Source organism: Desulfomicrobium baculatum DSM 4028 (assembly GCF_000023225.1).
Lineage (GTDB): Bacteria > Desulfobacterota > Desulfovibrionia > Desulfovibrionales > Desulfomicrobiaceae > Desulfomicrobium > Desulfomicrobium baculatum.
In genome coordinates this window covers 798,808-813,378 of the sequence record NC_013173.1, presented here as the reverse complement: position 1 = coordinate 813,378, position 14,571 = coordinate 798,808, and the positions used below count along the sequence as shown (strand labels likewise).

Here is a 14,571-nt window from a genome sequence, read left to right as displayed (position 1 = left end):
TAATGATTGCGAAGAGCAAAACGCAACCTTGGAGGAATTCATGACCCTATTCACGAAGACCCTTGTGTTTTTGTTCATTACGGCCTTGCCGGCGCACGCTGGTCAGGTGACGAAGACGCATGCAGATGACAGGAACCGGAATTCTTCCCTGAACTTCGAATCTGTTTTCGAGAGTTATCAGCCTTACCGCCATCAACCAGTAGCTCCCTGGCAGCAGTCCAACAAACGAGTAGGGGAAGTGGGCGGATGGCGAACATACGCGCGGGAAGCGGCGGAGTCTGAAGGTGCCGAAACTGCCCCGCGATCCGGCCCTGACGCTTCGCAACCGGCGCATGATCACGGGAGCGCGCCATGAACATGATGACAGCCCTGTGCAAGGGATGTGCGCTTCTTGTCCTGCTGGGCGGCCTGGCCGGTTGCGCCACGGTGGACTTCGATCAGTCCGTGGCCAGGACCAACACCCAGGCCGCAGGCTTCACCCACGGCCAGCTCGCACTGGGCCGCGACGCCGCACAGCGCGACGCCATGGCCCTGCGGGCGTCCGAACTGCTGTCCAGGCCGCTTAGCGAACCGGCCGCAGTGCAGCTGGCCCTGGTGAACAGCCCCTCATTTCAAGCCCTGCTGGCCCGGAATTGGGCAAGCGCGGCCGATGCGGCCCAGTCGGGACGCTTGGCAAACCCTGTCTTCTCCTTCGAGCGTCTCCATATTCTGGATGAGGTCGAGTTCGGCCGGCTTCTGAGCGTCGGGCTGCTCGATCTGCTGACCTTTCCGATGCGTCAGGGCGTGGCGAAATCGCGCGTTGCGGCCGCAGAACACAGGCTGACCCGCGATGTGGTGCGGCAGGTCACCGAGGTGCGCGGTGCCTGGGTGCGGGCCGTGGCCGCAAACGAGCGCCTCGGCTATGCGCGGCAGGTCTTTGCTGCTGCCGAGGCTTCTGCCGAGCTGGCTCGCCGCATGCAACAGGCCGGCAATTTCAACACCATCGAGCGGGTCAGGCAGCAGGGCTTCTACGCCGACGCGGCCACGCAGCTCGCCCTGGCCCGACACGCCATGACTGCCCGCCAGGAGGAACTTATCCGCCAGCTGGGCCTCTCCGAATCCCAGATCCCCCTGCTCATGCTGCCTGCTCGCCTCCCCGATCTGCCGGAGTCCGCGCGCCAACCGGAGGACGTGAGTTCGGCGGCGCGGGCGGGCAACCTCGATGTGCGTCTGGCGCAGGCCGAATTCGAGGCCGCGGCCAAGGCCCAGGGGCTCAGCCGCGTGACCAGCCTGGTCGATGTGGAGGCGGGGCTGCGTCACAACACGGTGTTTGACAACGACTCCGGGGACCGGGCCACCGGACGCGGTTACGAGCTGGACGTGACCCTGCCTCTGTTCGACTGGGGCGGCATGAAACGCGAGGTCATGAACGCGCGCACCCTGGCCGCCGGCCATGAGCTCGAAGTCGCCCTGCGCGGGTCCGGGTCCCGGCTGCGGGAAGGCTACTCAGCGTACCGCACCGCCCACGACATCGCCCGTCACTACCGGGAGGAGATCATCCCCCTGCAGCAAGTTATGGCCGAGGAGAACGTGTACCGTTACAACGCCATGCTCATCGGGGTTTTCGAATTGCTGGCCGACGCCAGGGAACGGATCCGCGTGGTGCAGGCCGGCATTGACGCCCTGGAGGGATTCTGGCTGGCCGACGCGGCCCTTGAGGCCGTGATCATGGGCACCGAGGGCGGCGGCGAACTTGCAGGCCCCGCGCCGCAAGGGGAGGCCCGCGATGCAGGACACTGAGTTTTTTGCGGACGAGACAGCGAGGTCAACATGAATTCCAGAAGACGATTTTTGCAGGCGGCGGGACTGGCGGGCGGAGCCCTGGCCGCGTCGGCCGTGACCCGCGTCGCCCTGGCCGGGCTGCCGGAGGCTGTTGTTCAGACCTCCCCGGAGACCATGCCGCCCTTGCACCCTCCGACGGGGCGTCCCTACAATCCGGTGGTGACCTTGAACGGCTGGACCCTGCCCTGGCGCATGAACAAGGGCGTCAAGGAGTTCCACCTCGTGGCCGAGCCCGTGGTGCGCGAGCTTGCTCCGGGGCTCAAGGCCCATCTGTGGGGGTACAACGGACAGAGCCCGGGGCCGACCATCGAGGTGGTAGAAGGCGACCGGCTGCGCATTTTCGTGACCAACAGGCTGCCCGAGCACACCAGCATCCACTGGCACGGACAGCGCCTGCCAAACGGCATGGACGGCGTCTCTGGCCTGACCCAGCCCGCGATCCAGCCGGGCAAGACCTTCGTGTACGAATTCGTGGCCCGTCGGCCCGGCACCTTCATGTATCACCCGCACGCCGACGAGATGACGCAGATGGCCATGGGCATGATGGGATCCTGGGTCACGCACCCCAAGGCGAAGCACCCTCTGATCGACGAGGTGGACCGTGATTTCGTCTTTCTTCTGAACGCCTACGACATCGATCCGGGGAGCTATACGCCCAGGATCATGACCATGCTCGACTTCAACCTGTGGAGCTGGAACAGCCGGATTTTTCCGGGCATCGACTCCCTGAACGTGCGCCTGAATGACAAGGTCCGCGTCCGCATCGGCAACCTGACCATGACCAACCACCCGATGCATCTGCATGGGCACGAATTCCTGGTCACGGGCACGGACGGCGGCCCTACCCCCAAGGGCACGCGCTGGTACGAGGTCACCACGGATGTGGCCGTGGGCCAGATGCGGCAGATCGAATTCGTGGCCGACGAGGAGGGCGACTGGGCCTTCCATTGCCACAAGAGCCACCACACCATGAACGCCATGGGGCACGACGTGCCGACCATGATCGGCGTCGACCACACCGGCCTTGCGCGCAAGATCACGTCACTGATCCCGGACTACATGGTCATGGGCGAGCGCGGCATGGCCGACATGACCGAGATGGAGATGCCGCTGCCGGACAATTCCATCCCCATGATGACCGGCCGCGGGCCTTTCGGGAGCGTCGAGATGGGCGGCATGTTCAGCGTGGTCAAGGTGCGCCGGAACCAGAAGCGCGGCGATTATTCAAATCCCGAGTGGTTCAGGCACCCGCCCGGAACGCAGGCCTATGAATTCGGCGGTGCATTGGCCGAGCCGGCGAGGGACTTTTCGCCAGGCGGCACATCCATGCCCAGGGCGCAGGAACCCGGCGACGGGATCGAGCTTAAGGTGCGCAAACCCGGCCACGCCGGGCACGAATAAGGAGGCGACCATGATTATGTTGCGAGCGGCCTTGATCCTGCTGTTCTGTGCGGGCACGGCATGGAGTCACGAATCGGAGCACAAATCGCCCACGCCCGACCTGCGCGAACAGCAGGAATGGGGAATCGCGGGCGACGCGTCCGCCGTGACCCGGACCGTGGAGGTGCGCATGCTCGACACCATGCGCTTCGTGCCGGATGAAATCGAAGTGCGGCTGGGAGAGACCGTGCGTTTTGTCGTCAGGAACGAAGGCCTCATGATGCACGAGTTCGTCATCGGCACGCAGGCCGACAACAAGGCCCACGCGGCGCTCATGCTCAGATACCCGAACATGGAGCATGAAGCGGCGTACATGGCGCATGTCGCGCCGGGCGGGGAAGGCGAGGTCGTCTGGCATTTCAACCGGCCCGGAGAGTTCGAGTTTGCCTGCCTCATCGCCGGGCATTATCAGGCGGGCATGATCGGAGTCATCCGTGTTGTCGGGAAATGACCTGTTTTCAAATTCTCTGATCCAGGAGGAATGCCATGCGTAGATATGTGTGCTTCATACTTATGATTTTGTGCGTTTTTTCGTTCTTTATGCCCGTCAAATTCGCGTCCTCCCAAGTGCTGCAAGAGCCTGTCCTTGTGGTGGCGCAAAGCGATATGACGCGGGGCGAGGTCAGAAGGATCGACAAGGAGAACAAGAAGATAACCATCCGGCACGAGGAAATCAGGGACCTGAACATGCCGCCCATGACCATGGTTTTTCAGGTCAGGGACGCTGCGCTGCTGGACAGGGTGCGCACCGGGGACAAGGTCCGTTTCCGAGCTGTCGAAGAGGGGGGAACACTCATAATTACCGACATGGAAAAGGATTTATGATCCTGGCTGGTCGCCTGTTTAGGTAACGCACGAAGAATTTTCACTCTCCATACGTGGTCATCTTTGCGTGCAGCGTCTTGCGCGTGATGCCAAGGCGCTTGGCTGCTTCGCTCTTGTTCCCGCCGACTGCGTCCATGGCGTCGAGGATGACCTGCCGCTCCAGCTCCCCAAGCGTCATGTTGACGAATCCGCTGTCCGGACGCCCGTATTCGCCCCCGGCTCCAGACAGCTACGGGAACAGGTCCCTTTTGCTGATATATTGCCCCAGCGCCAAAACCACTGCCCTCTCCACCAAGAACGCCGAGGTGGTCCGTATGGAGATCAGGAAGGGGCAGAGCGAAGTGAGCTATCTTCACTTTAGCGGACACACCAACTACCCTAATGGGAACGAGAGGTGTGTTCATGAGGAGTCATCGCAAGTACGATCCTAATTTCAAGCGAGAGGCAGTCCGTCTGGTTATCGAGGACGGCATGGGAATCCGCGAGGTCGAGCGCAGTCTGGGCATCACGTATGGCGTCTTAAAGGGCTGGGTGCAGAAACATCGAGACCATCAAGACGCAGCCTTCGTGGGCAGTCATGCGCCGGAATCACCAGAAGCCGAACTGAAGCGTCTTCGTAAAGAGAACGAACGACTTCAGCGAGAGCGTGACATTTTAAAAAAAGCAGTGGCCATCTTCTCGACGGACCCGCATCGATATTCGGGTTCATAACCGAGCACCGCTCCATGTACGGAGTGAAGGAGATGTGCCGCGTGTTGGGAGTGTCTCGGAGCCGTTATTATGCTCAACTCAACTCAGGAGGGAGCAAACGGCAGCGTGAAGACCGGCGCCTGCTCGTTTCAATCAAGGCGTCCTTTGACGGCAGTATCAGATCGGGCCGGGTGATCGAGGTGCTGTCCCGCCTGATCAGCGAACGTGGAGTCCCTCTGAGCCTGCGTTCTGACAACGGACCGGAGTTCGTGTCGAAGGCGCTGCTCAAATGGGCGGCTCGGGAGTCTCTGAATCTGGCGCTGATTGAGCCTGGGAAGCCATGGCAGAACGGTTTGAACGAGAGTTTTAACGGCAAATTTCGCGATGAGTGTCTGTCGATGGAATGGTTCCGGTGTCGGTCCGAGGCGCGGGTTGTGATCGATGAATGGAGGCGGCACTACAACTCCATTCGTCCGCATTCAAGCCTGAACAACATGACGCCAGAACATTTCTGTCGGCAGTATGGGAAAAACCTGAACCGTGGGGAAACCCTCAAGAATTGGGTGGTCCGAAGTTTCCCGGCAGGTCATATCGATGGACAAGGATTATAAAAAATCCCTGATTGGGTTGCATCCGTCTACACAAATGACTATACTTAAAAAATGAAAATCGCAGGCTTCGATTGGGATAGCGGCAACTGGCCAAAGTGTGGCAAGCACGGCGTGTCCCGCGAAGAAATTGAGCAGGTGTTGCTCGGTGAACCTGCCGTAATGCCCGATCCTTGCCCCGATGAGCCGCGCATGCGGGCCATCGGGAAAACACAAGCTGGACGCTATGTTTTCCTCGTTTTCATGCTGAGGGAAATCGACGGATGGACAAAACTGCGCCCTGTCAGCGCCCGCTACATGCACAAGAAGGAGATCTGCCACTATGAAAACCAAATCTAAACAGATGCCATCCCTGCGTAACGATGCAGAGGCCGAAGAGTTCGTCGCACAGGCTGACCTGTCACAGTATGACCTTTCCGGCTTCAAGCCGATGCAATTTGAAATAGAACCGAAGGCTGCGGCGCTGAACATGCGCATACCTGTAGGGCTACTGGAAGCGGTAAAAGCCAAGGCCAAGGCCAAAGGGATTCCGTATACGCGCTACGTGCGCATGCTACTGGAAGCCGACGTGGCTAAGCGTCCCAATCCTTGATTACTCCTTATCTGAATTCCTCCCCCAATCGTTCATTTTTCGGGTACGTTCGGAAACGTTGTAAATAAATCTCCCTTTGACCTTGGTGGAAAAAACAAAATAATCATCTCTTGATGAACGGGTGTAACGGCAAGCCCCCTCAACTCCAACCTGCACCAAGAAAGATGATGGCACACCCATCACTCTCGCCCGGCCAAACCCACCCTTTCTCCCTTTGCGATCAGTCGCATTTGACAACAGCACTATTCATCCATATTTATTATTCAATGCCCTATCTATATTATCATTCATAAAAATTATATCTATTCAATTTAAAACATTTTTTTATATTTATAATATTCATTATTCTATTCATGATTTTATCCAAATCTGAATACGAGGCAACCACATGCCCTTGTCGCTGACGGAAATTCTCGAACAGGGAGCCGCGTCCTCCAGGGAGATTCAAGCCGCGACAGGGATGTCGCAGGCTGCCGTATCCCGTCAGCTCCAGAAACTGGCAGACAGGCTAGTCACGGTTCGCGCTGGCCGGACGCCCATATATCACCTGGCCAAAAACGCTTTCGGCGGGGGCGACAGGCTGCCCTTGTTCACGGTCGACGCCGATGGAAACATCACGACAACTGCGCACATTCGGCCGCTGGTCAGCGGGCGGTTTTATGTTGAAGCTCTTCCCGGCGCGCCCACACTCTTGCTGGGCGAATCCGGCGACGGACTCCACGACGATCTCCCCTATTTTCTCTACGACATGGCGCCACAGGGTTTTCTGGGGCGGCAGATCGCCCGGGAAGTGCATAAACGTTTCGCAGACTTTCCGCCCGATCCGAAGTGGTGGACCACCGAGCATATCGGCAGGTTTCTCCTCTCCAATGGGGATGACCCACCGGGCAACCTGATATTCGGCGAGCAGTCGGCGCTGCGCGTACGCAAAAAGCCGCCAGCCGTTGATGAGTCGGAGTATGCCCACATGGCGGAGAAAGTCATGGCCGGTGACATTCCCGGATCCTCCGCCGGGGGCGAACAGCCGAAATTCGCGGTGTTCAGCAAGCACGGCAACGAACACGTCATCGTCAAATTTTCACCTCCCGGCGACACAGAAATCGCACGACGCTGGCGCGACATCATGATCACGGAATTCCATGCGCTGGAGACGTTGCGCAAACATGGCCTCCCGGCTGCGAAAGCACGACTCCTCGAAGTGGGCGACAGGTTGTTTCTGGAGTCCCGGCGTTTTGACCGGACAGGCGAGCACGGACGCACGTCCATGGTCTCGCTGGCAGCAATCGACGCGGAGTTTGTCGGCGCGGGCTCCAACTGGCCCCTCGTTCTGCAACGACTCTGCGACGCGGGGCGAATTGCACGCGAACACTTCGCCACCGCAGAACGCCTGTGGTGCTTCGGCAAACTGATCAACAACACGGACATGCACCTGGGCAATCTGAGCTTCGCCATTGATGGCGCCAGGTTCAACCTGCTGCCGGCCTACGACATGTGCGCCATGGGCTTTGCTCCGAAAAGCGGCGGCGAGCTGACTCCATATGCGTTCGTACCGAAGCATCCGGAGCGGCGCGTCGTAACAGAGGAAGAATATGACGCTGTGCGGCGTGCAGCCGAACATTTCTGGGACGGCGTCGCCCAGGACAGCAGGCTATCTCAGGAGTTCAAAGAGTTCCTGGTGATGGGCAATCCGGTGAAACGTTTGTCAGGTCCGCGCAGTTGATCCAGCAGAAACACAACTCGAAAACACAAAAACGCATCGGCTGGCCAGAAGGGATGTCCAAGGCTGTAACAACCTGATTTTTCTAGGCGCTAAAGAACTTCTCCAGACCTCGATCCTGCTGATGAATCGCTTTCATGCCTTTTGACTCGGTATGCCTGATCTGGCAGGGATGAACAGTCGTGTCACCTTATACGGCAATAAAAGAGGTGGCCTTGTCGGGCCGTGAACTGAAAGGGGATGATATGAGAAGATGTGTGATGCTGGTTATAATTGCGGTGTTGCTGGTCGTGGGCGTAGCTCACGCGCAGTCCGCCTACGTGACCGACGTTTTCGAGATAACGCTGCGCTCGGGACCGACCAACAGCAACAAGATACTGAAGATGCTGCCGTCCAGCACACCTGTGGAAGTGCTCAGGACCGACAAGGACTGGTCCCTTGTGCGGGCCGACGGCGTGGAAGGATGGGTGCTGGCGCGGTATCTGACCAGGACGACCCCGGCAGCCCTGCAAGTGGAGCGGTTTGCCAAGGAGACTGAAACCCTGCGTGCCAAGATGGCCGAGATGACCGAGAAGACTTCCGCCACGGCCGGAGAGAACCAGGCCCTGCTGGACCGCCTGAACCGCGCCGAAACGGAACTGGCATCCTTGCAGCAGCGGTATGCCGAGCTGGAACAGGGATCAAAAGCCTATGTGGACTTGAAGAGAGCGCATGACGAACTCCTCGCGCTCCAGGCGGAAACGGCGCAGCGTGCGGAAGCCCTGGAGATGAAGAACAGGGATCTGAGCGGTGACACGCAGTTCCGATGGTTCCTCACCGGCGCGGGCGTCGTCGGCGCCAGCCTGCTCCTCGGTCTGGCTCTGGGCCGCATGCAGCGCAAGAAAACAGGCCGCATGTTTGCTTGAAAAAAGGGCTGGCGGCTTGAGCTGCCGGCCTTCATAGAGCCAAACCCCCTCCTTCAATTTTGCGTCCCATGGCAAGCAGCCCTTCACAACGCGGTCGCTATCACCACGGGCGTATCGAAATACCGCCCGCCTTTCCGCCTCCTTCGGCAATGCGCTCGCCATCGGGACCCAGCACGTTCTGCCGGAAAACGCGCTCGAAAAACTCCTGAATGCTCGCAGCAATGAATACATCATCGCAGGATGGCACGATCGGATTCGTAACAATGCCTACATGACACACCCTGTCACTTAATATATTCTCGCCCAAAAAATGACGAAACTCCGGTCTGTCCGGATATGCACGAAGAAGGAAACACGCTACCTTCTTTTAGCCCGAACAAAAATGTCTCTGGATCCGCCCTTCCGCACAACATCAACACCGGGATCGACACCGATGAAACATGCCGGCTTCACCCTCCTTTTCCTTCTTCTTTGCTCCGTCGCCGCTGCCGAGGGCGTCTGGCGGGTCAAAGGGCATGCTTTTTCCAATGTCCATGCATGGCAGAAAGGGACGGATGTGCGGGTCAGCGGGAGAGTCAGCGGCGGGCCGGTCAGGACACCCTTCCAGGCGGTCATTCATGTGCAGAACGATGAAGGCAAAACACACCGGGTGACCATCCGCAAAACCGCTTTTTCCGGTCAGGGCGAGACATTCGAAGGCGGGTTCAGGGCCACGAAGCGTTCCCGGCAGTGGCAGATCATCCAGATCGAGGTCCTCGGGGCGGACCCGGCCGAAATCCAGCGTCAAAAGACGCAATCAAAAACCCTGCCCCATGTGGCCGCGCAGTATCCCTCCGTGCCCGGAGACATGCCGGAAAGCGGCCCGCCACAATGCTTCCCCATCAAGACGAAAACCTCGGGCGAGGTGTCCAGCGTCCTCTTCTCCTCCATGCGGCCCGTCTGCGTGACCGTGCGGAACCGCAGGTCCGGCAGGCTGGTTCTCATGAAGAACGTCTTGCCCCATGACCTTGCGAACACGTCCCTGCCCTGCGGCGAATATTCCGTGAAAATCGTGGGTGACGGGTTTGTGTCGCAAAAAGACGTCAGCATCTCCGGCCAAAACCAAGTGATCGACCTGAACTAGACGAGGGCCAAGAAACGAGCGTCAATCGAGAATCTTGTATTTTTAGAGCATCGCCCCTCCTTACCCAGACCCTTCCGCAGAAAATTCCCGGATGCCGTCTTTCCCGTGACATCCTGTGGCAATTCCAAGTCATCCATTGTCCTTGATGATCTCGACAGGAAAAAGCGAGAAGAATTCCTCCAATCTTGAAGCGAACTCATCTTCCGGCGCAGCACCACGACATAAATATAACGACAGCGCCAGCCGGTCACAGCTCCGAGGTCATACACGATCGCAAAAAATTATTTCGCACCCACTTCATGTCATACATTGTTAACAAACAATTGCCTTACTCAGTTCTCCTGTGTATGAAAGCGTTAAAAATTGATACTCGTCAAAATTGAGCACTGAAATGAAGCATCAAAAAAAAGAATGCGTCTCAATAATCCAAGAATCGCAATTCATGGCAGCTACAATACATTTCCAAGCAGACAATACCTCATACCCACTTCAACAACGCAATCAATACACACATGAACATCAGAAACAAGCTCGTCCTCATCGTCTTTTCCTTGTGGGTTGCCGGATCTGCGTTATTGGTCCTGCTCTCTTATCACACAGCCAACAATCAGCAATTGGAAAGCATCCGCACTCGGGTGCGCGATTATGCGGCGCTTGGGGCCATGAGCCTCCCGGTGGAAGATCACGCCGCACTGGCCAATCCCGAGGATGAAAACTCGGAAGCGTATGCGCGGGTGGTTGGCGCATTGCGCCGCGTTCGCGACAACAGTTCGGACCTCCACTTTGTCTATACGGTGCGAAAGGGGGAGGACGGGTCGGTCATTTTTGTCGGCGATGCGGAGGAAAGCGAGGAGGACAAGTCGCATATCGGCGAAGTCTACGAGGATGTGTCGCCGCTGATGCAGCAGGCCGTACTTGGGCTGACGGAACCGTCCGTTGAAAACGAATTCTACGAGGACCAATGGGGAACGTTCCTCAGCGCCTACGCGCCCATCGTCACTGCCGACGGGCGACAGGACGGTGTGCTGGGCGTCGATATCTCCGTGGACAAGGTCAACACCATGTCCCGTGAGTTGCTCTGGCGCATGGCAATGTCCTTTGGCATCATCACTCTGGCCATGATCCCCGGAATCCTCTTTTTCGCCCGTGGCATGGTCCGCCCCATCAAGGACTGCGCTGCCTTCACGGACCATCTGGCTCAAGGCGACTTTTCCCGCCAAGTGCCTGAAGAAATGCGTCGCCGGGGCGACGAACTGGGCGACCTGGCGCGCTCGTACCAAACCATGATCGGCAACACCCGCGACCTTATCCAGAGCCTGAACACCGGGATACAGACGGTCTCGGCGTCCGTGGGCAGCCTCACCGCTTTCAGCGAGGCATCGACGCGCAGCGTGCATACCCTGGCCGAAAAGAGTTCCACCGCGACGACGGCGGCGGACGAGTTGAGCAAGGACACCGTCGCCGTTGCTTCCAGCATGCGGCAGACCTCCGCCAACCTGGACAGCGTGGCGGCGGCCACGGAAGAAATGACCTCGACCATCACCGAGATCGCGGAAAACACCGAACACGCCCGCACCACCACGGACCAGTTTTCGGGCCAGGTCGAAAATTTCGCCGCCCTGCTGCGCGACCTTGGCGCTTCCGCCCAGGATATCGGCAAGGTCACCGAGGCCATCTCCGGCATCTCATCCCAAACCAATCTGCTGGCCCTCAATGCGACCATCGAGGCCGCCCGGGCCGGTGAAGCCGGGCGCGGTTTCGCGGTTGTCGCCAATGAAATCAAGGAACTGGCCAAACAGACCGCCGACGCCACCGACGATATCCGGGCCAAAATCGGCGGCATCCAGAACGCTGCGGGCAATGCCGTGGCAGACATGGACAAGATCGTGCTGGCCATCCGCGAATTGAGCACCTTCGTGTCCACCATCGCGGCGGCCATTGAGCAACAATCCGCCGTGACCCGCGAACTGGCCGCCAACATCGCCGAAGCCACTGGCGGAGTCCAGGACACAACCGCCCTGGCCTCGGAAATGTCCTCCGCCTCCGGAAAAATCGCGACCGACATTGCCGGGGTGGATGCGGTGGCCTCGGACATCCGGTCCGGTTGCCACGAACTCCGGACCAACGTCGAGGATCTGACCAACCTGGCGGGACAGTTGCAGACACTGGTCGGACATTTCAAGGTCTGAGACCCGAAACTGTCGCCGAAGCCGTTCATCGCAATCATTCGCAACTGGAGGGCCGCCGCGTGCGGCCTTTTCCTTTTTCCACTGCTCATGGAACTTTTGGTCAGGCCTGAGCACGCCTGCCTGCATCACCTTTCGATGCAGACTGCGTATTCGCCGAATCTCTTCACCCAGAGTGCAAATCCCGTCACACACTCATTGCAGGACCTCCACATTTCTCCGGCACACCGCTTGCTTTCTTAGCTCCAACAGGAGGTAAGACCATGCTTTTCTTACAATTTTGGAAAAAAAAACAAAAAGCGGGCGCTGATTCATCCGCAGAACATGAACCCGCCGCCGATACGCGCACCGATGCCGCGTTGCTTGACGCCGTGGCCGGGGCCATCGCCTTGCAGCGTTTATCATCGCCCCTTGACGCCCTCGGGGAGCGGCTCAAGGCCACTACCGAGGTCGGGCTGCGGCAGGTTGCGGTCATCGAGGAACATACGGCCGCAGTGGTCAACCGGGCCGACACCGTGAACGGCCACGCGTTGCGCCAGGCCGAGATGGCGCAGGCGGCCGTGGGGCACATGGCCCGCCTGGAAGCCCGTCTGGGCGAGGTGGAGCTGCGCATGGATGAGCTCTCCGCCGCCATGGGCGAACTGCTCGGCTTCGTCGGCACGGTGGAGACGCGCATCAAGGGCATCGGCTCCATTGCCCACGCCATCCGCGACATCGCCGCCAACACCAACATGCTCGCCCTCAATGCCACCATCGAGGCGGCCCATGCCGGGGCGGCAGGGAAAGGATTCGGCGTCATCGCCAACGAGATTCGGACCCTCTCCCACCAGACCGTGGACGCCACCACGCGGGTCGATGGACAGAACGACGAAATCGGAAGGAATGTCACCGCCATGGTGGAGGCCGTGCGCCGGGTCGAGGGTTTTGTGGGGCGGATGCAGGCGTCCATGAGCGCCTGCCTCGAAGATGCGCGGGTAGCCCGGCCATGCGTCGAGGAAGGAGGCATGCTGGCCGCGGACCTGCGCGGCGAAAGCCAGAGCATCGTCCGGGACGTGGCCGCGGTGCAGGAGAGCCTCGTAGCCCTGCACGACGGCAGCGCCTCTCAGGCCAAAGAAGCCGAGACTCTGGCCGTCCATGCCCGGCAGGTCAGCGAGACTTCCGAGAGCCAGCTCGCGGCCGTGGGCAGGCTGCGCTTCGCCGCCCATGAGCGGGCCAAGAGCGCCGTGGAGACTCTGGTGCGCGACGCCGACGTCAGCGCCATGGAGCGCCGCCGGGTGGAAATCGCCCTGCGCCGCGCCCTGGGCCAGGGACTCTTTGAACTGCTCTACGTGACCGACGCCAAAGGCAGACAGATCGTGGACAACGTGGGTCAGGTGAAGACGGCCTACGGCGACACCGGGCTCGGCAAGGACTGGTCCCAGCGTCCCTGGTTCCGCCACCCTGCCGGACAGCGGGAAACCTATGTCTCGGACTTCTACCGATCCGCCGCCACCGACGCCTATTGCCTCACGGTCTCCGCGCCCATCCTCGACACCTCCGGCGCGCTCCTCGGAGTGCTCGGCGCCGATGTGGACCTTGGTCGCCTCGTCGAACTGGCCCGCCACCAACAGGCGGTCTGAAACCCGCATTTACTTTTTTGAAATATAAAGCGCCGTTATTTAACGAAAGAGTCAAAGCGAGCGGCTAGTTTCCGCTCCGTCCGGTGGGCGTGCCGCCGCACAGGCAGGAACAGGGCATCGGCTCCGCCCGTGTTCGCGAAGCCGCCGACCGGATGCGCAAGCAGGGGGCGGCAGGCATCTTCCTCGTTGGCGACCCCGGCTCCTACACCCGACTCGGGTGCAAAAAATACCTAGGCGTGACTTACGCGGGCGTGCCCCCACAGTACGTCCCGGCTCTGCAACTCGGAGACGCCGCGCCATACGGCGAGATCGTCGCCTACGCGGCCTTCAGCCTCGCCGCGCCTGATCAGCAGCGCGCAAAACTGATTCGCCATCCCTGCAAAACGTCCCGCGTCCTGCCCCCCGTCCTCGGGAAAGCCAGGGCGCGGGGCGCATTTATAACGTGCTCAATCAATTTGAGGCACATTAGACACACTCTGTTTTTCGCTTTTCCTGCGCTGAAATTTTCCAATCAGGTTCAAAGGGCAAAATCCAAAGGATCATGCCCCAACGAGTAAAGGACAACCTGCCCGTGGATGCCATCACCAAGGTGCACGCTCCAACGTCCCAAAAAATTTGGGGCGATTCACAATTCATACTCCTTGTATAATAATGACACGCCCGCGAGACATTATGACCCATCACTATACCTATTATCCTAAGCACCGGCACCGATAATTAAATAATTCCTCATTATTTTAAACATATTTTCCATCTACTAAGTTCTTATCAATACTGGTTAAATTCAAAAAAATTTCATATTCGCACACTTATTACACATTAATATTATTTAAATTCACACAATATGATGCAATATTATTTTTTATGGTCTCAATTTTGCTCAATATGAGCTTTGATTATGTTTCAGAGTACCATAATCAGACATGCTCATTGGTGACTTCTTTGGCTCAATCCATTTAATTGAATAGTAATGGCATGTTAGCATTATTCTACTCATTATAGGTTTTTACTTCAAAATCAACAAGGAGGGCTACTACACTCTTGC

At 58.8% G+C, this 14,571-nt stretch carries 14 protein-coding genes and 1 pseudogene; 13 read left to right on the top strand and 2 right to left on the bottom strand.

Going from position 1 to position 14,571, the window contains the following annotated elements:
- Positions 1-351: 351 nt before the first annotated feature.
- From DBAC_RS03765 to DBAC_RS03750, 4 genes are read left to right on the top strand one after another with little or no spacing between them, the layout of a single operon-like run.
- Entirely contained in the window at positions 352-1,779 is a 1,428-nt protein-coding gene (locus DBAC_RS03765) for a TolC family protein (RefSeq protein ID WP_015772957.1), read from the top strand.
- 30 nt (positions 1,780-1,809) lie between these two features.
- Positions 1,810-3,222 (top strand): multicopper oxidase family protein, encoded by a 1,413-nt coding sequence (locus DBAC_RS03760; protein ID WP_015772956.1) that lies wholly within the window; start codon positions 1,810-1,812, stop codon positions 3,220-3,222.
- Positions 3,223-3,232: 10 nt separating this feature from the next.
- Positions 3,233-3,712: a cupredoxin domain-containing protein gene (locus DBAC_RS03755; RefSeq protein WP_015772955.1), complete on the top strand. Its 480-nt coding sequence runs from the start codon at positions 3,233-3,235 to the stop codon at positions 3,710-3,712.
- Positions 3,713-3,747: 35 nt separating this feature from the next.
- Complete coding sequence (locus tag DBAC_RS03750) at positions 3,748-4,086, top strand: copper-binding protein (RefSeq protein ID WP_015772954.1); 339 nt, start codon at positions 3,748-3,750, stop codon at positions 4,084-4,086.
- Positions 4,087-4,126: 40 nt separating this feature from the next.
- Here DBAC_RS03750 and DBAC_RS19755 read toward each other — a convergent pair whose 3' ends face one another.
- The gene (locus DBAC_RS19755) at positions 4,127-4,264 is read right to left on the bottom strand and encodes a helix-turn-helix domain-containing protein (RefSeq protein ID WP_081434344.1); all 138 of its coding nucleotides are present in this window, start codon (positions 4,262-4,264) and stop codon (positions 4,127-4,129) included.
- Between the two features lie 224 nt (positions 4,265-4,488).
- Between DBAC_RS19755 and DBAC_RS03745 the strand changes: the two genes are divergently transcribed.
- The 9 genes and pseudogenes from DBAC_RS03745 to DBAC_RS03705 all read left to right on the top strand — a co-directional run bounded on the left by DBAC_RS03745 (position 4,489) and on the right by DBAC_RS03705 (position 13,526).
- Positions 4,489-4,797, top strand: coding sequence for a transposase (locus DBAC_RS03745; protein WP_015772953.1), 309 nt, complete (start codon positions 4,489-4,491; stop codon positions 4,795-4,797).
- A gap of 149 nt (positions 4,798-4,946) precedes the next feature.
- Positions 4,947-5,387 (top strand): annotated as a pseudogene (locus DBAC_RS03740) (integrase core domain-containing protein); the annotation flags it as partial.
- 51 nt (positions 5,388-5,438) lie between these two features.
- Positions 5,439-5,723: a BrnT family toxin gene (locus DBAC_RS03735; protein ID WP_015772951.1), complete on the top strand. Its 285-nt coding sequence runs from the start codon at positions 5,439-5,441 to the stop codon at positions 5,721-5,723.
- Complete coding sequence (locus DBAC_RS03730) at positions 5,707-5,976, top strand: BrnA antitoxin family protein (RefSeq protein WP_015772950.1); 270 nt, start codon at positions 5,707-5,709, stop codon at positions 5,974-5,976. The genes DBAC_RS03735 and DBAC_RS03730 overlap by 17 nt, the downstream gene beginning before the upstream one ends.
- 388 nt (positions 5,977-6,364) lie before the next feature.
- The gene (gene yjjJ, locus DBAC_RS03725; RefSeq protein WP_015772949.1) at positions 6,365-7,696 is read left to right on the top strand and encodes a type II toxin-antitoxin system HipA family toxin YjjJ; all 1,332 of its coding nucleotides are present in this window, start codon (positions 6,365-6,367) and stop codon (positions 7,694-7,696) included.
- A 257-nt stretch (positions 7,697-7,953) separates the two neighbouring features.
- A complete protein-coding gene (locus DBAC_RS03720; RefSeq protein WP_015772948.1) occupies positions 7,954-8,598 on the top strand; it encodes a TIGR04211 family SH3 domain-containing protein in 645 nt (214 codons plus the stop codon).
- A gap of 433 nt (positions 8,599-9,031) precedes the next feature.
- Complete coding sequence (locus DBAC_RS03715; protein WP_015772947.1) at positions 9,032-9,721, top strand: hypothetical protein; 690 nt, start codon at positions 9,032-9,034, stop codon at positions 9,719-9,721.
- Between the two features lie 512 nt (positions 9,722-10,233).
- Entirely contained in the window at positions 10,234-11,910 is a 1,677-nt protein-coding gene (locus DBAC_RS17615) for a methyl-accepting chemotaxis protein (RefSeq protein WP_015772946.1), read from the top strand.
- A gap of 260 nt (positions 11,911-12,170) precedes the next feature.
- Complete coding sequence (locus tag DBAC_RS03705; protein ID WP_015772945.1) at positions 12,171-13,526, top strand: methyl-accepting chemotaxis protein; 1,356 nt, start codon at positions 12,171-12,173, stop codon at positions 13,524-13,526.
- Between the two features lie 230 nt (positions 13,527-13,756).
- On the opposite strand, the gene DBAC_RS19205 is transcribed toward DBAC_RS03705, so the two are convergent.
- Complete coding sequence (locus tag DBAC_RS19205) at positions 13,757-13,900, bottom strand: hypothetical protein (RefSeq protein WP_153304563.1); 144 nt, start codon at positions 13,898-13,900, stop codon at positions 13,757-13,759.
- Between the last annotated feature and the right edge of the window lie 671 nt (positions 13,901-14,571).